Origin of the sequence: Cryobacterium melibiosiphilum, from assembly GCF_003602235.1 — a bacterium.
Lineage (GTDB): Bacteria > Actinomycetota > Actinomycetes > Actinomycetales > Microbacteriaceae > Cryobacterium > Cryobacterium melibiosiphilum.
Window position 1 is genome coordinate 1 of sequence record NZ_QZVS01000041.1, and the last position, 17,269, is coordinate 17,269.

The following is a 17,269-nucleotide window of genomic DNA, read 5'->3' on the forward strand; positions in this document are numbered from 1 at the left end:
GTTCAGGGTGGCGCATTCGGGGATCAGCAGGATCAGTGCTGCGCGGAGCATGTCTGGGGTGACGCCGAGGGCGGGTTCGCCCAGGCCGCGCCGGATGGCCGTGGCGGCCTCGACGGTGAACATGCCCTGCGCGACCGCGTCCCCGAGCGGGGCGAACCACGGCTGGTCAACCTCGACGGGCGGGAGGTCAGGGAACTCGAGTGCCTGGGCGTCGGCGTCTTTCTGGCGTTCCCGGGCGGTTTCGGTCGCGGCGGCGAGGGTGCCGGCCTCGATCAGTTTGCGGGCGTCGGTCTTGGTGCCGCCTCCGCCGCCGCCGAGGCTCTGCACGAACTCTTCGGGGTTGGTGAAGCCGTGCTTGCGGGCCAGACCCTCGCGGCCGAGGGTGTAATCGGAGCGAGCTCCAATGTTCGCCGCCGACAGAGTGGCGATGAGGGTAACCTTCCGTTGAAAAGCGGCGATCAGGCGGTGGGCCTGCTCCGATTCGTCATTCGACAACGCGGTAAATGTCGCAGACGACAGCGCGGCCCGGTCCAAACACCGGGTCATTTCGCTGAAAGTGGCTTCGAGGTTGTCCATGACTTCAGTGTTTCAGCAACCTCCGACATTCTCGGAGAAATCCTCAGCGATATGTAAACTCGACGTTTGAAGGTGCCTGTGAGGGAGTGTTAGCCCTGTGTGTGTACAAAACCACTCCGTGGAGGCGCTAAGCTAATTTAGTTGTCTCCGGCGGGTTCAGAACTTGAACAGCATGTCGAAGTCACGGGCTGTAGCGCAGCTTGGTAGCGCACCTGACTGGGGGTCAGGGGGTCGCAGGTTCAAATCCTGTCAGCCCGACCAAAAGTCTCGGAAACTCAAGGGTTTCCGAGACTTTTTAGGTTGGTAAAGAAATGTTGCTACCGGAAACTCACGTTAAACCCCGCTCAGAACGCGCCAAAACGGCCGTCTCCGGGGCCGCGAACAGGTTCGTTCCGGTCGTCCTTCGTCAACTGGGCGCTGTTGGCGCACCTCTGGAGTATGACTACTCACGACGAACTCTTGTCCACTTCACCGTCGATCTCCCCCGAAGCGTGGGGGCTCGACGCTCTGATCAGCATTGCCGAACTTTCGGCCTACCTGGGCGTGCCGGTCGCCACGATCTACGACTGGCGTGTGCACGGACACGGCCCGGCGGCGTTCCGCTTCGGCAAGCACCTCCGGTTCGCGATCTCCGATGTGCGAGCCTGGATCGCCGAACAGAAAGAACCCGCCGGCCAGCCCGGCACCGCGAAACGGCGGTGAGCTGAGATGTCGCGGCCGCGTTTGACGATTGGCACCTTCGGCGACATCACCACCCGAGCCGTGGCCTCTGGCGGGTTCATGGCTCGCACGCTGTACCGGGACTGGGACGGCCAAGCCCGTCAGGTTCAAAGCAGTGGCAGCACCGCTCGTGCCGCTGAGCGAAATCTTAAGGAGAAACTTGCCGAGCGAGCGCTGCGCCAGCCCAGCAGCTCGTTTCTGAGCCCGGACAGCGCCTTCGGCGATCTGGTGACGTACTGGCTTGAGGACATCGACCTGGAAAATCGGATCTCGAAAACCACTCGAAACCTCTACGAGCGCAACATGCGCACCCTGGTTCTGCCGGTGTTTCGCCACCTGACGTTGCGGGAGATCGGTGTCGTGCGCTGCGATCACTTCATCAAGCAGATGGCGCGGATCTCCTACAGCCGGGCGAAGCAATCCCGGGTCGTCTTGCGGCTGGCGCTCGAACTCGCTGTGCGGCATGAGATCCTGCCGAGCAACCCGATGGACCACGTCTCGCGTCTCTATCGCGAGCCCCACATTCCGGATGCGCTCACGGCCATCGAGGTCAACTCGATCCGACGGGCGATCACGAGCTGGGAGAACGGCGTTGACCACATTTCCGGTCCGCTGCCTGACGGCCAGCTGGGAGCGATCATCGAGGTCATGCTGGGCACATCCGCTCGGATCGGAGAAGTGTTAGCCATCCGCCGCCGTGACGTGGACGTCACCAGTACCGTGCCCCTGATCCGCCTCGCGGGCACCATCGTGAGCCGCAAGGGCGAGCTGACCTTCCGCCAGGATCACCCTAAGACCGCCAAGTCGCGTCGCGTCGTGGCGCTGCCGTCGTTCGCTTCGGACGCCGTGCGTCGTCGTCTCGCGATCGCCGGCCTGCTGGATCCGGACTCTCTGCTCTTCCAATCGCGTGACGGAACTCCGCTGACCACGGCCAATGTGCGGCGTCAACTACGGCATGTTCTGGAAAGCGCCGGCATCACGGGCGTGACTCCGCATCTGTTCCGCCGCACGGTGGCCACCGCTGTCAACGACAACGCCACGGTTGAGCTGGCGGCGGAGTTGCTCGGCCACACCGACACGAAGATCACCGTGATGCACTACATCCGGCGGAGCGAACAAGTGAATCCGGCGACTGCCGCGCTGCTGGATCAAGCGTTTGCCAGAGACGCGGACCGGCCGAGCTCACCGTAATGGCTGGTGAAACGCGCTGAGATCACCCGATCTCACACGCTAATCGCCCGGCCGATATAAGCGGCCGGGCGTTTTCACGAAAGAAGTGGACGTTACCCAAAGACCTATTCCGACGCCGAGATGTTGGTCACTCCACTGGCGGCGCCGCTGATCGGTTCGGAGTCAACGACTGTTCCGAGCGACGGTGCCTCCACCCACACCTCATACCCGGGCACGTCACCGTGAACGGTGTTGTCCGTGAACGTGTTTTCTCTTCCCCAGCCGTCGATCTGCGAGTGGACTTGGAAGGCATCCTTTTTGGTGCCCGACCCGCTGTTACCGATGATCGTGTAGGCGTTGCCCTTGACGTCGACCCAAGAGTCGCCGTAGTTGGCGCCGGAGTAGCCGGCGTTGGTGAAGACGTTGCCGGTGATGAGTCCGCCGGTGGTGCCTTCTTTGATGTCGACTCCCTCCGTTGACGTGTTGCTGATCTGGTTGTTGCGCACGATGATCCGGTCGGACTGATCCATCACGCTGGAGGACCCCATGATCCTGGCCCAGTTGCTCTTGGCACTGCCGAGGTAGATGCCCTCGCCATAGTCCGGAGTGACGGTTCCAGTGTCGTGAATGTGCGAGTTTTCGATGATGCCGTCGCTACTGCCCGCGCGAAAGTGCACGCCTTCGGTGCCGGTGTTGCCGACGTCGACTCCGCTGATCAGGGTGTGGTTCGATCCGTCGAGCACGATGCCCTTGCCCGAGTTGGTGACGGACAGTCCGAGTACTTTCCAGTGGTCGCCGGTGATGTGCAGGCCGTATCCGGATGCCGCGTCGCCGGTGGTGAGGATCGCGTCGCGCGAGCCGGTCAGCGTGATGGGAGCCGATTCGGTGCCGTCCGCCGCGGCTTCGAACTGGTCGCTGGTGTACACGCCGTCGGCCAGTGCGATGGTCTGCCCCGGCTGGACAGCCTCGAGCGCCGCGGTGAGCTCATCCGAGTTGGTGACGGTGACGGTCGATCCGTTGGGTTCGGTGGTCGTGGAGGCGATCGTAGCTGATGGCGCATCTTGAGTGGGCGCGGCTAAAAGTGCTGATTCGCTGACGTTTCCGAGTGTGACACGCGGTTCGGCAGCGGATGCTGAAGCCAGCGGCAGGGAGGCCCCCGCGAGTGTGACGCCCAGGACGGTTATTGCCGAAGTGCAGATTGGTGCTCGACGAATTGACATGGCGCAGCTCCTTGAGAGTGTCGGCACCGGCCACAACATCCCTCGGTCGATGCCTGATCCGTTTCTCTCTAGGAGTGCGGAAGCTCACCGCGTTGTGCTCTTGGCTCAGAGAATCAGAACGTCCACATGCAGAGGGGCGCAGTAGTCGATGAGCCAGTCACGATCATCGGCGACGGCGAAGACCCGACCGTAGTCCGTTTGGATGCGCAGGTCCGAGTCGTGAACGCGATCGCCGAAAAGCGCGTACACGCGGTCGCTGTTGCAGCGCCGACTCATGTAGACCACGCCGTCAAACCCCGCGGTGTGCGCGGCCTCTGCCCACTTCACCGTTTCCGGGTAGCGGTCTGCTTCGGTCTCGGTGACCTCGCTGGCCGGAACGCCCAGTTTTCGTAGGCCGGTGCCGAGCAGGGCGGCGAGGCGAAGTGGGCGGGTGACACGGAGTTTTGACGCGACCCTCGATTCGTAGCTCCGGGGTCGGAGGACCCCGCCGGTGAATGGGACGCTGTGGAGGAGTGTTTCGCAGATGGCGGCATCCTCTGTTTCCGCTGCGTAGAGGACGGGGACTGTGGGGTCGCCGAAGAAGGCAAAGCGGGTCGGGGCGCCGAACCCGGGGTTGAATTCCGTGGCCGCGCGCGTGTTGTCGTGCACTCGGTACAGGGGCGTGTCAGCGGGAAGGATTATCTCAGCGGCCGTGAAGGGTGAGGGTGGTGCTACCACTGAACGGTCGCTTCATCCCGTGCTCTGCTCAGAAGGGTCTCGGTCTCGTCGAGGTGGTCAGCTGGTCGGTCGCCACCGAAGTAACCAGAGGGAGTGCTCAGCCAGATGGTGAGGTCTTCCAGATCCCAGGTTACTTCCGCGGCCAACGCCAGGAGGAGGGGAATTGCCGGCTTGATTCGGGGGTTTCGAGCGTTGAATTGGAACCCGGGGTAGACGTAGGAGTTTCGTCGTTGAATTCCGAGCAGGTGCCCTTTCGCGCGAAGGTTTGCGGCGTAGGCCCGGTTCGCGCCTTTAGCACCGAGAAGGGTGGCGACCTCGGTGCTGCTGAGCAGGCGGTACCGCTCGTCCAACTCTCGCCAGACGTTTTCCGTTGCCTGGAGGGCGCGGGCTGTTGACGGGGTTGCCGCCGTCTCCAGCTTCGTCAGTGCGGGGCCCAACGCTTGGACGCTGAGCCGGGTGTTGACCAAACCCTGAAGGAAATGCTGTGCTTGCTGGCTTGTGAGGCCCGGGATCAGGGACAGGAGTTGTGAGGCGGCCGCGTCGATAGTGCTCCGTGGGGCCGCGCTCAGCTGCGTAGGAGCGGCAACCTTCAGCTGACGCTTGCTCGGGCCGCGGAGGTTCTCGACCGGAGGTACAGCGCCGATCCTGCTGCCGTGTGTTTTTCGCTTCGACGGCGACGCGGGCTTCTCGACGTGAGTGGTCTTGGCTCCCTTTTGAAACTTGCCGTTCCGGGCCTTCACTATGTACTGCTTCGAGTTTTGGACAGTGTGGGCCGTTGTTGCACTAACGATCCTGTTCTTCGTACTCACTTTCACCTCCGTTACTTACAACAGAGTCTAACGTCAACTTCGTCAAGACCAGCTGGCAGTTTCACTGTGGACACTGGTTTGTGACTCAAATCACACTGGACGCACGGCGGCGCATAACGATGCCTCGGTTTCGCGGCGCCGGGCGACGTCGTCGACAACGAACTGCACGAAGTCCTCGTCACGGTTGCCGATGATGACGTCTTCAACGGCATCCGCTGGCGGTTCTCCTGGCCACGACGTCTGCCGCGTTGACCGGTCGCGCTCGAGGCGGGTGCCTGAGGTCGCGACCCAATCGTGGAGGCGCTGGCGGGCATCCGCGAAGTCACGGTGCCAGCCGAACGGTGCCGAGCCGTGCTGGTCCGGGTCGTAGGCGCAGAGCCAGTGCAGGTGCAGCGCGGACAGCTCCCAGACCAGCTCGGGGTGCCGGTGCCAGAACGGCGGCACAACGGATGCCGGCATCCCGTAGGTGCGCCGCAGCCAGTTCACCCAACGGTTCAGCTCGATCCATTCGGCCTCGGCGTCATCGGCGCTGAGGAGGTTCCAATTGATCGGATGCGGCGGCTCGTTTGCGAGCGGGTCGTCGAGGGAATTCTCGCGGAACTGGTCATCGTGATCGCCGTGAGCCCACTCGACCAGGGATTCTGACACCTCCGCGGCTCAGTTCGCTGCGGAGCCCGGAGTGGCGGACACCAGTTCTTGCGAAATGATCTCTTGGAAGGCTGGCGCATCCGCCGCTGCACGGCGGGCCCGGTCAACTGCGTAGCTCGTTCGGGCGAGGTCGTGGCCGATCTTCTTGGCGACGAACTCTTCGCGCTGGATGGCGGTGCCCTCGCGCTGGACCTCGAAAGTACGCACGTAGCCTTCGGCGACGAAGCTGTCGCCTTTGGCGAAGTGCGTGAGTGCCCGGTCGGCGGTGGCGCGGTAGGCGACGAGGTCGTGGAAGGTCGGTGTGAGAGCTGTGAACCGACCGTCGTCTTCACGACGGAAGTGCGGCTGGCCAACGCGCGCGTAGAAGCGAGTCTCGCTGTGCTCGGTGAGGGACTGCTGCGGCTCCGATGCGATGAAGCCGGAGAAGGACTGTTGGGTGTGAAGTGTCATGGGACTCAACCTCCTGTGATGTGCTCGGATCGTTTGATCCGCGCTCGCTAGGAGGTGCGCCTGCGCTCCCTGGGCAGGATGAGTGTCCCGAACGTGGGGGAGCAGGCCTGCCAGAGCAACAAATAGGCTCTGAATAACATTGGAGGCGCATAGTGCAAAAAGAACGCACCGAAGAGACGAACTCTGCCGTCGAGGCGATTCAGAACCTCGTGGCTGGGCTTTCCCTCAGCGATAGCGATTTTCACGACGACACTCGTGTCGCGAAGGTACGTGATTTCTCCAAGGCCGTCCAGGATCTCGAGATCGCTTTCGCCGGCTCGGAGACGTGGCTCACGGAATGGCTGTCTGCCGAGCACTACAAGGGCGCGTTGCTATACACATCAGCCAAGACGAATTGGGCGGAAGAGCAATCCAGCACACTTAGCGCCGCACCCTTTGATCCGCAATCGCGCGGCAAAAAATGACTCGCTTCAATGTTTGGGCACAGGACCTCTCGGCCCATATCGGTGAGTACGAACGCTCCGCTCGCACCTCGCAGGTAGTCATTCTTTGGTTTCGCCGCGCTCTTGCCTTCCGGGCGTCGCCTCTCGATACCCGCAATTGATCGCATAGTGGTTACCACCGTCGTCTTTCCTTGGGGCATCCTGACAAAGCACGTGAACAAAGTGCTCGAAAAATCACAGCCGTTCAAGGCCATTCCGCGAGGACGATTCACCACTGCGGGATACCGAATAGTCGAGTTGTCAGCGGTCATTCCTAGTGCGGACGATGACAATGTCGCAGACATGGCTGAAGAGCTTGACTGGCTACTTAACTGTAAGCTCGCCGTGGATTTCCTTACCGCTCCACACCGCATTGAAAATGCCTAAGCGTCGGGCGGGGCGACACCGTTACCATTGCTGAGGTGTTGCGCCGGGAGGTCTTGGGGTCTCGGTGCGCGCATCAGGCCTTCGATCTCCGCTCGGTTGGCGCGCAGGGATTTGGCGTCAGGGCGGGCGGTCCACATCTGCAGGGTCGCGATGATGGGCGCGGCGGACCGGAGCATGATGAGGCCGGTGCCGAAGGGCAGGGTGCGGATGGTGTCGGGCGGCATGATCGGCACGCGCCGGATGGAGCGCTGAGCGGACCGTGACCCACGGTCGCCGATTGTGGTGGAGTCCGTGGTCTCGTCGCGGTCGCCGATGAGGGTGGTGAGGTCATGGAGGTCCCGCGAGTTGGATGCTCCGCCGAGAACGATCTTGACGATGGATGCGTCCCAGATGGTGCCGGCGGCGTTGTCGCTCCATTTCGTGCGGGCTTGGGCCAGGGATTGCAGCACCGGCATCGTGGTGATGCCGGTGCCGCCGCCCTCCGCCATGAGGGTTGGCAGGGAGGGAAGTGGGGCGAGGTTACCGATCTCATCGAGCGCCAGCAGAAGCGGCGGGTCGAGGCGGGCACCGGCGCTGCGGGCTGCGATGCGGCGGGCGGTCTCGACAAGGTCCTCGACGAAGGCGGAGACCAGAGCTGCCGAGTTGTTCGATCCAGCGCCGGTGGCAAGCAGGTAGAGGGTTCCGTTGCTGCGCAGGAAGCCCTCGGGGTCGAAGGCTTCCCCCTCACCGGGCGAGACGGCATCCAAGACGCGCGGGTCGGCTAAAGCACCCAAGGAGAGCGAGACACCTTGCCAGATCGAGTCGCGCGTGCGCGGGTCGGCTTCGAGCATGGCTCGCAGAGCGTCGCCCCAGCCGGTGGCCGCGGCGGGAGCGCTCAGCAGAATCGAGACCGCGTCGTGCGCGGCTGCCGGGTCGAGGGTCCAGCGGAAAAGCTCGGCGGGGGAGCAGTGGTCGAGGGCGGCGGCGTGCAGCAGGGACTGCAGCGCGGTGCGGGTCTTCGCCTCCCAGAACCCGCCGCCCTCGACGCCCCCGGCAGCCAGCCCGGTTCCGGCGGCCAGACCCGCGGCGCGGATCATCGCGGTGAGGGGGTCTTCGCAGCCGCGGATGGGGGACCAGCGGAGTCCGACGGGTACGCCGGCGGCCAGCTGCTGGGGGTCGAAAACGGCGACCGGGCCCATCCGCTGCCTGGCGCGGAGCGTGGTCGTTAGATTGTCGGGGCGGGTGGAGGTTGTCACGACTGGGCCGGGGGCATCGAGGATGGCGTTGATGACGATGTGTGCTCCCTTACCGGAGCGTGGCGGCCCGATGACCAGGATCGAGTCTTCGACGCTGGCCCAGACCGGAGTGTTGTGGGCTCGGCCGATCTTGTAGCCGACGTCGCTGGGCTTGGCCTGAGCCAACGACGATCGCAGGTGCCTCGCGCGTTTGATCAGTGCAGCGGATGATGCGGCTGCCGCGACCTCCGTGCGGGTCGCGACACCGGGAATGCGGTGAGGTGCGACTTTGCCCGAGCGACGCGTGCCTCTGAGCACCCGCCACGCCCAGACCCCCAAGGCGGTGAGCAGGGCCAGCATCAGGATGGTCGTGGCCCAGTAGGCGACCGGGTTCAGTCCCGGCGCCTGCAAAGCCACGGACGGGTTACCCGCATTGAACAGAACCGCAAGCCCGGATGCCGGGCCGCCAGCAGGTTGAGGGACGCCAGTAGCCCAGGCCGCGACGGCCCCGGCACCGCGGAGCACGAGGCTGAGCCCGGCCGCGCCGATAAGTACTCCGAGTCCGATGTTGGTCACCTCGTCGCCGAGGGCGGCCTTGGGCCGTGGGGTGGACATCCGCTGCCTAGAATCTCAGATCGGCGCCGGTGCGACTGATCCGGCGGGTGGGGGAGTACGTGAATGTGCGGTCGCCGGCGAAGCCGACGGCCGAGTCGAGTAGGTCGGTGACGTCCTGGGCGTCGATGATGAGGCTTGCGATTCCTTCCTGAATCAGCCGGTGGCAGCCGGCGGTCGCCGCGCTCGTGACCGGGCCGGGGACCGCGCCGACCGGCCGTCGCAGCGCGTGGGCCTGGCCGGCGACGTTCAGGGAGCCGGATTGCGCGTCGGCTTCGACGACGACGGTCGCGGCGGAGAGGGTGGCGAGCAGGCGGTTGCGCTGCACCAACCGCCAGCGGGAGGGCGCGGATCCGGGTGGGAGCTCGCTAACGAGCAGCCCGCCGGTCTGTTCGATGTGTTCGAAGAGGTGCGCCGGGCCGGCTGGGTGCAGCTGGTCGAGGCCGCAGGCGAGCACCGCGATCGTCGAACCGGGGTCGGCCTCGGTGGCGGCGCGGTGCGCGAAACCGTCGATGCCGTCGGCGCCGCCGGAAAGCACGGTGCGGCCTCGGGATGCGAGTTCCGACGCGAGCTCGGTCACGACACGGGTGCCATAGGCTGTGGCCTCGCGGGCACCAACGATGGTGACTCGGCCGGGGAGCCGAACTGAGAGCGGACGGGGGTCGCCTTGGAGCCAGAGCGCGATCGGTGCGCTCGCGCCGAGCTGCTGGAGCTCGCCCGGCCAGGTGACGTCCTCCGGGGTGAGAAAACTCAGGGAGTGTCGTTCCGTGGCCGCGAGCATCCGGTCGACCTGGCCCGGGTCGATGCGCGTAGCCAGACGGCGCCTCCACAACTCGCCCTCCACGGGGTCCAGGCCGTTCGGCAACCGTTCGCCCGAGGTGATCAGCTGCACAGTCTCTATGGCGCCGACCCGGGCAAGCAGCGTTCCGGTGACGAGGTCGCCCGGTTCGGACAGCGCGGTGAGCAGCATCCGCGCTTCGCGCTCATCGTTGACCGCCATGGGTGCCTCCTCGATCTGTAAACAAGGTGCGCCGCTACTGACCGGACGTCATTCGCGCGGTCGTATCGAACGCGGCAAGCTCGTCGGGGTGCAGCTGGTGCTGCACGACGAAGCTGCGATCCTTCACCCGCCAGAGTCCCTGCCCGGTGCCGAGAGTCGGCAGCAGTCTTTGCTCCGTGCGGTTGAGGCCGAGGGCGCTCGCCGTGGAGCCGAGTTGGTCCGGTTCCTGGCGGTAGACGATGCGGGTCTCGGCGTTGGCCAGCAGTGATGACGCGAGGGCGCGCATGGCGGAGCCGGAGTCGCCGACGTTGTCGAGGTCGCTGAGCTTGTGGAAGATGAGCATGTTCGCGATGCCGAAGTGCCGGGCGAGTCGCCACTGGGCATCCATTCGGCGCAGTAGCGCCGGGTAGGCCATCAGCCGCCAAGCCTCGTCGTAGATGACCCAGCGCTGGCCACCATCCGGATCCGAGAGGGCCGCTTCCATCCACGCCGACGAACACGTCATCAGCACCGAGATCAGCGTCGAATTCTCGGCCACCCGCGACAGGTCGAGCGAGACCATCGGCAGCGAGGGGTCGAAACGTACTGTCGACGGGCCGTCAAATAGTCCGGCGAGGTCGCCGGCTACGAGTCGGCGCAGGGCGTGGCCGACTAGGCGGCCGTCCGCTGCGAGCCGGCCCTCGTCGTCGGTCGGGTCGGGCGAGAGGATACGTTCGACCACCATGGGCAGAGTGGGCACGGCGGCGCTGCGCACCGCGTCGGCCAGGGCGAGGTCGATGGCGGTGTGTTCGAGCGGGCTGAGTCCGCGCTCCAGCACGGTCTCCGCGAGCGCGCCGATGAGATCGCGGCGACGGGCTGCGAGCTGGGCGAACCATTCGGCGTCGGTAGCGGATGCCGTCCGGTGGCCTTCATCGAGCGGGTTCAGTCGGTTGCGCAGCCCGTGGCCGAGGATGATCGCCTTGCCGCCGACGGCTTCAGCGACGGCGGTGTGCTCGCCTTTCGGGTCGCCCGGCACATAGACGCGGCGGCCGAACGGCAGAGAACGCGTGTACAGCGACTTGCCCAGTGACGACTTGCCGGAGCCGACGATGCCGGCTAGCACGATGTTCGGCGCGGTGATCAGACCACGGTGGTAGAGCACCCAGGGGTCGTAGACGAAGGAGCCTCCCGAGTAGAGATCCTGGCCGACGAAGACGCCGGCGGAGCCGAGGCCGGCTTCGGCGAGGAACGGGTAGTGGCCGGCGAGGGTGGCGGAGGTGTCCTGATGCTTAGGCAGGTGTAGTCGCCCAGTTGTGCGCAGCTGCGCGGCGCCGGGCTCGCCGCCCGCACCGAGGTAGTAGTGCGATCGGGCTTCGTCGCGTTCGGCCTGCCCGCGAGAGCGGACCTCGAGGTGCTTGGCCTTGTGGGCATCCGCTTCGATCTTCGAGGCTGCTCGCCGGCGGGCCTTGCGGTCGCGGCGGGGCTCGCCGTGGGGTTCGATGAGAGCGGTGGCAAGCATCCGCTCACCGGTATTGAGGCTCTTCACCGTGTGACCGCGGGCCGTGTCAGGGGCGCGGATCGGTCTCGGGTGGGCGCCCAGACGTTGTCGAGGTGATGCCGGGGAATGTGCGGTTGGGTCCCGGGCGGCGGTGCGGGTTCCCAATCGGATGCGACCGCGTACCGGCGCAGGATCGAGACGTAGCGGGACTGGGTGCTGTAGGTCAGCGCGTAGGGTGAGGCGTCGTCTTCGATGGTGTGGTCGGTCGTCCCTGCGGGAATGCGGTTATAGACGTAACCGTTGCGCAGCGCGGCGTCGGTGGTCTGCTGGCCGTGGTCGCGCTGGCGCAAGTATTCGCGAGCCACCGCCGGTCCGCTGCGGTCGATGATGCCGAGTACCTCGTCGGCTTGGTCTCCCTGAAGGAAGGCGACGCTGATCCAGCGGCATTCGGGTGGTTGTGGATGTGGGGTGAACATGTCGGCTCCAATCGGGGTTCTTACCCAGTAGGAGCGCACGGCTCACACGCTGCGGCAGAGGGGCAGCGCAGCGGCGGCGAAGGCCTGTGCCTGTTGGCCGACGAGCCGGCGAACTTCACACGAACTTTGGATCGCCGCCTGCTCAATCGATGCCACCGCGGCGTCGAGGTCGTCGACCGTGGGCGCGCTCACGCACACGAGCCCGGTGGTGCGCAGTACGCCGTGGCCGGCGGTGAGGTCGGCCTCCTGGTGCAGCAGGTCGTCGTATTCGGCGGATGCTGCGGCATCCGCTATCTGGCCGATGCGGGTGCGCTGGTGGGCGTCGCTGATCAGCTCGGTCTTCTTCCGGCGAAGGTCCCGTGCCGCCTGATCGGAACGCACGGGCAGGTAGTGCAGCGAGACCGTGCGCAGGATGCCGTTGGTGAAGATGAGAGGCGACAGGAACCCGGGGAACACCTGGGATCGGGGCTACTCGCTGATCCAGAAAACGGCGTGATGAGCGCTGTCGGTTCGTAGGCGATCCCAACTCTCGGCGGCAGCCACCGGCCCGGCCGTGGCCAGCGCACGCCCAACTGCAGCGTGCCGGTCCAGGTTGACGCTCACGGCGGGGTCGTAGGCCGTGCGCAGGATCAGGGCGAGATCGTCGGTGGTCAGGAGCTCACCTACGGTGAGGTCTGCAGCGCGCAGCCCCGCACAGAGGGCCCGCATCTCCTGGCGCAGCACCGTCGCCGACCCGCGCATGCCACCGCCCTGCGTGCGCACCTGACGAGAGGCCGCCTGAAGGTCCAGTGACAGCGCGATCGTGGTGGCGTGGCGCTCCCCGGCCGGCCCCGCCCGTTCGATGAGGTCGCGGTAGGTCGCCGCGGCCCAGGTTTCATCGTTGCTGCCGTGCTGGTCCCACCACTCCGCCAGCCCGGTGCCGGAGTCGGGTAGCGTGCGCTCGGAGACCTGCAATTGTGCGATGCGCCCGGACCGGCAGGCACCGGCCAGCACGCGTCCCCACCCCACGAACCGACGGTTCTGCTCGTGCGGGTCCATCAGCGCGAACGCCGGGTGCGACACCGCCACGATCGCCGTGAGGGTCTGGGCGTGCGGGTCATGGATCATCACCGCCCCCGACTCGGGATCCGTCCATTCCCGCAGCGAGGCCGTGTCGCCGGGCAGCGACAGGGTGCCGGCCGGGCGGGGGCGGATGATGCGGCGCCGGTAGGTCAGTTGCTCCCAGACCGCTCGCCACACCCACCGAGTCACGACCGGTACCCATTCGACGAGTTTGAGGCCGCCGACGGGAACGACGGCGATCAACGCCGCCGCGCCCCACAGCGGGCTCGTCCATGAGATACCGGAGGCGCCCGCCGTGTAGAGCGCGATGACGATGGTGAGCGCGGCGATCGAAATGGCGATCAGTTGCGGCATTGAGAGCCTGAGCAGGATGCCGCGCTTCGTCAGGCGTGAGAACTGCATGGGTGCGAGTTGGTACTCGGTTCGAAGGTGTTCAGAGTGCATGACTAGACGTCCTTCCGTGCACGAGAGAGGGCCGAATCTGTGGATGACCCTGCGGGAGTCGAGGGCGCTGGGGGCACGGGAGCGCCGCTTGACGGGCGGGTTTTCGGCGCTGGGTGCGAAGGCGTGGGTTGAGTGGCGCTCGGGGTAGCGGTGTCGCCCGCGGACTGGGTGTGGGCATCCGCTGTCTGGCCGACGGTGCCACCGAGTTTCGGGCCGGCCTTCGCGGCGGCTGCGATGATCGCGGCTCCGGCGGCAACACCGGCGGTGGCCACTCCTGCTCCGGCCGTCGCGCCGGCCGTTGCGCCTGCCTTACCGGCCTTGGCGGATGTGGCGGTGGTCGCGGACGTAGGGGCACCTGACGCGGCCGTGGAAGATGCAGGTCCAGAAAATCCTGCAGGGCCGGAAGAACCGGGTGACGTCGAGGGCCCGGGCCCGCCGCCGACGGGTGACGATGATGGGCCCGCCGTGGTCGGCGAAGGCTTCCCCTCGCCGCCCGGCCCCAGGATCTTCTTCGCGGTGTCCAGCATCGGTGCGTTGGGCACCGGCACGGGCCGGTTCATCGCCGACTTCGCCTCCTGCTCGCTCGACATCGCGTGATACATGTCGACCCCAATGAAGTTCAAGAACTTGTACGTGATGTACGGCGCGAACGCCGCGACGAACATCAGCACGATTCCGGCGATGGGATCGCTGACGGAGGCCAGATCCGCCTCGATTGGGGCCGCGACTTGGGCCACCGCCACTAGGAAAATGACGACAAGCACGAGTTTGGACAGGATCAGCGCGATCACGAAGGCGACCCATTTCGAGAACCAGCCCTTCGTGGCATCCCAGGTCGCGCCCGCCAGGGCGATTGGCCCGAACACGATGGCCACGAGCAGCAGGGCCTTGCGGATGAGTAACGAGAACCAGACAATCGCGGCAGCGCTGATGGCCAGCCCGGCGAGGAAGATCGTCGCGATGGCGCCGACACCGGGTGCCGTAAAAGCGATCGTGCCCAGGCCGGCGGCGAGCAGAGTGATGCGGGCCCCCATTCCTTCCATCGTGTTGCCGCTGGCCTGCACGATGCCGATCGTCAGCTGGTCGGTGATCTCGAGCAGCAGGGCCGTGATCGTGATGATGACGAACGATCCGAGCACCGACTTCGCCACGCCGAGCGCGGCCCGGCTGAGCGCACCCGGGTCACGGTGAACGAGCCCGGTCAGCAGCTGCAGGCAAAAGAAGACCAAGGTGACGAAGACGGCCACGCCGAAGAGCACGTTGAAGACATCGAGGTACGTCGGATCGGTGAGGTCGATGAGCGTGGTCGTGTCGAAGGCGGCCCAGACTGATTTAAAGAGCCAAGCCGCAGTCGCACCCATCGTGGCGGCGAGCCAGTCGAACGGCGCCGCGACCACCGCCGCACCGACCTGCCCCACGGCATCGCAGACTTCCCCGATCACCGGTACATCGCATGCGCCCATCTCAAGCCTCGTTCCGCCGAGTCAGACCGCCTGGCCGACGTCCCAGAAGAAATTGACCAGGGTGACGGATGCTCCGCAAATGATCGCCGCGCCGCAGGCCACGAGCACTCCCGTCTTTCCGCGCGAAGCCAGGTGAGGGTTCGACGAGTTCGACCCGAACCCCCACACGATCGCCGCGATGATCAGGGCGAGCACGCTCATGATGAGCCCGATTGTCATCACCGCGCCGACGATAACGCGCAGCTGCTCGATGCCCGGAAGGCCGGTTCCGTTCGGATCAATGTCGACCACCGTGTTCTCCCTCTGCCGTTGGGTGCGTACGACAGGGAGGAGCGCAGTCTCGCCCAATTTTTCTGCGGTCACTGCCCAATATTTTGCACAGAGCATGGCCGTCGGATGCTTGATCCTCGCGCTGAGAAGGACTGCGCCTACCCCGATCTCGCAGAGGGCTAATGTCTTTCACGCCTTGAAATTCAAGGCAGCGACGCTCAGCTAGTTGAGGTGCTGTGGATGCAGCTGCCCAATTTGATGGAGCAACGAGACGAGACCAAGGGCGATTAGGTATTCAGAAGCGTTAGTTCAATGGCATCGCGCGGCCGGTCTGGTCGCCATGCATGAATGCATAGATCCCTCCGCCCAAAATAATCGCGTCTACCACGGCCGATGGTGCAGCTACCGATCCGGAACCTTGGCTAGCGATGTACGAGACAAGACCGGCCGTGAATCCGAAAATTATTCCTGCGGTGGATATTTTGTGCCGAGTGATGCGCGTCCACCAGCCAAGGAACTCTCCGTATTCGATTAGTACTTCGTCAGTCAGGCCGGTGAGGTCTTGGACTGGTTCTAAAGCCGAACGCACGGTCCTCTCTAAGTCAGGTTCGCTGTCAAACCGATCAGCCAATTCGGCGGCTTCGCGGCGCACCGAGTTGAAGTCCAGTCCGAATGATCCAACTCGCTGAGTCGTCGCAACAGCTCGGCGCACGTGATCGTTCAGCTTACGGTCTTCACCGACGACGGTATCTAGCTCCCCAAAGAAGTCGGTGGCGGTACCAGTTCCTTGCATGAAGCCGCGCTCAAGCGTTAGCAACCTGGCGTTTGCTATGTCCGTCATAATTCTCGTCGATGTCGAGTCTGCCCCGCTGAATTGCCCAAAGGCCGCCGAGTAGTCTGTTTTGGGAAGGGCGTTCGCGAGCATGGCGGTCATACTTTGTGTTATTCCGCTGAGGTCTGCGAAGGCTGCTGAATAGTCCTTCATTGAGAGTGAGTTCCCGAGCATGGCGGTCATGTTGCCTATCCCGCTGACGTCCGCGAAGGCTGCCGAGTAATCCATTTTCGGGAGCGCATTCGTCAGGGTCGCGGTCATGCTTTGTGATATTCCGCTGAGGTCTGCGAAGGCTGCTGAATAGTCCGTCATTGAGAGTGAGTTCCCGAGCATGGCGGTCATGTTGCCTATCCCGCTGAGGTCCGCGAAAGCTGCCGAATTATGTGCCGTCGGAAGTGCGTTCGCCAGCATCAAGGCTAGGCTCCCTGAAATCCCGCTTGGTAACGCCGATTNGCATCAAGGCTAGGCTCCCTGAAATCCCGCTTGGTAACGCCGATTGTTCCGGGTCCGCCACCAGTCTTGCCATCAAAGCCGCAACGCTGCCGGATGCACCGCCCCGATCGCTTTGACGTTCTCCGTGATCCGCTTGCCGGAGCGCAGCAGCGGCCAGCGCTGCAGGGCTCACCAAACTCTCCCTGAGCTCCGTAAGCGAGGCCACTTCGCCTGTTGCGCGTGCCACGTTCGACACGGAGGCCAGATTTTCCGCGGCGCCGAAGGCTGAAGTATCGTCGCTAAGCATCGAGTCCGGCTCGCGAAAGGTGCGGCTCGCATCGGCACCGGATTCGACTTCAAGAAGAGGAAATCGGTTAGCCGCTGGCGAATTGAAGTCTGATCCGTCAGTGCGGCTATCGCTGCCAACTTCGGCCTTTGAGTCTTGGTCGGTCATTCCACAATCATGGCAGGCAGTAGCGCCGCACGCCTGAAGGGCGTGCACTCAACGTCGGCAGGCCGAAGTCAGAGTGAACAAATATGAGTAAAACTTCACTTGATCGTTGAATCTTGCCTCAGCACCGCCTTCTCCGGACGGAGCAAGAGAACAGATGCTCTAACTCGAATAATGGCGTCACCATTGCTGAAACAGTTGCGTTCGATGTCGGACGCTACAGCCCCCAGGCGATGTCGGATGAGTGTGCCACCATCTTGTTAACGCCGACCGAAAATAGGGCCAGTATCGCCGTTTGAAAATAGGGCCACCAGCCACTATGGAGGGTGATCAATATGGACGATTGGGCGAGGATAC

16 protein-coding genes, 1 tRNA gene and 2 pseudogenes are annotated in these 17,269 nt (G+C 64.6%); 5 read left to right on the forward strand and 14 right to left on the reverse strand.

Annotated features, from left to right (window positions below; all coding sequences use genetic code 11):
* Window positions 1-576, reverse strand: a pseudogene (locus D6T64_RS01280) (hypothetical protein); the annotation flags it as partial.
* Between the two features lie 184 nt (window positions 577-760).
* Between D6T64_RS01280 and D6T64_RS01285 the strand changes: the two are divergent.
* The 3 genes from D6T64_RS01285 (at window position 761) to D6T64_RS01295 (ending at window position 2,487) form a co-directional block, all read left to right on the forward strand.
* Window positions 761-837: transfer RNA gene (locus D6T64_RS01285), tRNA-Pro, on the forward strand.
* A 177-nt stretch (window positions 838-1,014) separates the two neighbouring features.
* Window positions 1,015-1,278, forward strand: a complete 264-nt coding sequence (locus D6T64_RS01290) for a helix-turn-helix transcriptional regulator (RefSeq protein WP_119970680.1) — start codon at window positions 1,015-1,017, stop codon at window positions 1,276-1,278.
* A 21-nt stretch (window positions 1,279-1,299) separates the two neighbouring features.
* The gene (locus D6T64_RS01295; RefSeq protein ID WP_233550760.1) at window positions 1,300-2,487 is read left to right on the forward strand and encodes a tyrosine-type recombinase/integrase; all 1,188 of its coding nucleotides are present in this window, start codon (window positions 1,300-1,302) and stop codon (window positions 2,485-2,487) included.
* Between the two features lie 104 nt (window positions 2,488-2,591).
* Here the strand turns inward: D6T64_RS01295 and D6T64_RS01300 are convergent, their stop codons facing one another.
* The 5 genes from D6T64_RS01300 to D6T64_RS01320 all read right to left on the reverse strand — a co-directional run bounded on the left by D6T64_RS01300 (window position 2,592) and on the right by D6T64_RS01320 (window position 6,310).
* On the reverse strand, window positions 2,592-3,686 hold the full coding sequence (locus D6T64_RS01300; RefSeq protein ID WP_158594757.1) for a right-handed parallel beta-helix repeat-containing protein: 1,095 nt from the start codon (window positions 3,684-3,686) through the stop codon (window positions 2,592-2,594).
* 105 nt (window positions 3,687-3,791) lie between these two features.
* On the reverse strand, window positions 3,792-4,334 hold the full coding sequence (locus D6T64_RS01305; RefSeq protein ID WP_233550761.1) for an RES family NAD+ phosphorylase: 543 nt from the start codon (window positions 4,332-4,334) through the stop codon (window positions 3,792-3,794).
* Window positions 4,335-4,396: 62 nt separating this feature from the next.
* Window positions 4,397-5,212: a hypothetical protein gene (locus D6T64_RS01310; RefSeq protein WP_147364408.1), complete on the reverse strand. Its 816-nt coding sequence runs from the start codon at window positions 5,210-5,212 to the stop codon at window positions 4,397-4,399.
* A gap of 90 nt (window positions 5,213-5,302) precedes the next feature.
* Window positions 5,303-5,860, reverse strand: a complete 558-nt coding sequence (locus tag D6T64_RS01315) for a hypothetical protein (protein WP_119970692.1) — start codon at window positions 5,858-5,860, stop codon at window positions 5,303-5,305.
* Between the two features lie 9 nt (window positions 5,861-5,869).
* Window positions 5,870-6,310, reverse strand: coding sequence for a single-stranded DNA-binding protein (locus D6T64_RS01320; protein WP_119970694.1), 441 nt, complete (start codon window positions 6,308-6,310; stop codon window positions 5,870-5,872).
* A 152-nt stretch (window positions 6,311-6,462) separates the two neighbouring features.
* Here D6T64_RS01320 and D6T64_RS01325 point away from each other — a divergent pair, with 152 nt between their 5' ends.
* Together D6T64_RS01325 and D6T64_RS22085 are read left to right on the forward strand one after the other, a co-directional pair.
* Window positions 6,463-6,774 carry a hypothetical protein gene (locus tag D6T64_RS01325; RefSeq protein ID WP_119970696.1) on the forward strand — a complete coding sequence of 104 codons (312 nt, stop codon included), beginning with the start codon at window positions 6,463-6,465 and terminating at the stop codon, window positions 6,772-6,774.
* A 147-nt stretch (window positions 6,775-6,921) separates the two neighbouring features.
* Window positions 6,922-7,179, forward strand: coding sequence for a hypothetical protein (locus tag D6T64_RS22085; RefSeq protein ID WP_147364409.1), 258 nt, complete (start codon window positions 6,922-6,924; stop codon window positions 7,177-7,179).
* Here the strand turns inward: D6T64_RS22085 and D6T64_RS01330 are convergent.
* From D6T64_RS01330 to D6T64_RS01365, 8 genes and pseudogenes are all read right to left on the reverse strand, one after another.
* Window positions 7,176-9,008 (reverse strand): type IV secretory system conjugative DNA transfer family protein, encoded by a 1,833-nt coding sequence (locus tag D6T64_RS01330; RefSeq protein WP_119970698.1) that lies wholly within the window; start codon window positions 9,006-9,008, stop codon window positions 7,176-7,178. The two genes, D6T64_RS22085 and D6T64_RS01330, sit on opposite strands and share 4 nt — an antisense overlap.
* Before the next feature lie 7 nt (window positions 9,009-9,015).
* Window positions 9,016-10,005 (reverse strand): DNA-processing protein DprA, encoded by a 990-nt coding sequence (gene dprA, locus D6T64_RS01335; protein ID WP_119970700.1) that lies wholly within the window; start codon window positions 10,003-10,005, stop codon window positions 9,016-9,018.
* Between the two features lie 34 nt (window positions 10,006-10,039).
* Window positions 10,040-11,503 carry a TraC family protein gene (locus D6T64_RS01340; protein ID WP_119970711.1) on the reverse strand — a complete coding sequence of 488 codons (1,464 nt, stop codon included), beginning with the start codon at window positions 11,501-11,503 and terminating at the stop codon, window positions 10,040-10,042.
* Window positions 11,504-11,526: 23 nt separating this feature from the next.
* Window positions 11,527-11,958 (reverse strand): hypothetical protein, encoded by a 432-nt coding sequence (locus D6T64_RS01345; RefSeq protein WP_119970702.1) that lies wholly within the window; start codon window positions 11,956-11,958, stop codon window positions 11,527-11,529.
* A gap of 42 nt (window positions 11,959-12,000) precedes the next feature.
* A pseudogene (locus D6T64_RS01350) lies at window positions 12,001-13,464 on the reverse strand (SCO6880 family protein).
* A gap of 2 nt (window positions 13,465-13,466) precedes the next feature.
* Window positions 13,467-14,927: a conjugal transfer protein TrbL gene (locus D6T64_RS01355; RefSeq protein ID WP_119970705.1), complete on the reverse strand. Its 1,461-nt coding sequence runs from the start codon at window positions 14,925-14,927 to the stop codon at window positions 13,467-13,469.
* A gap of 21 nt (window positions 14,928-14,948) precedes the next feature.
* Window positions 14,949-15,218 carry a DUF6112 family protein gene (locus D6T64_RS01360; protein WP_119970707.1) on the reverse strand — a complete coding sequence of 90 codons (270 nt, stop codon included), beginning with the start codon at window positions 15,216-15,218 and terminating at the stop codon, window positions 14,949-14,951.
* A gap of 283 nt (window positions 15,219-15,501) precedes the next feature.
* On the reverse strand, window positions 15,502-16,371 hold the full coding sequence (locus tag D6T64_RS01365; RefSeq protein ID WP_119970709.1) for a hypothetical protein: 870 nt from the start codon (window positions 16,369-16,371) through the stop codon (window positions 15,502-15,504).
* Window positions 16,372-17,269: the final 898 nt, after the last annotated feature.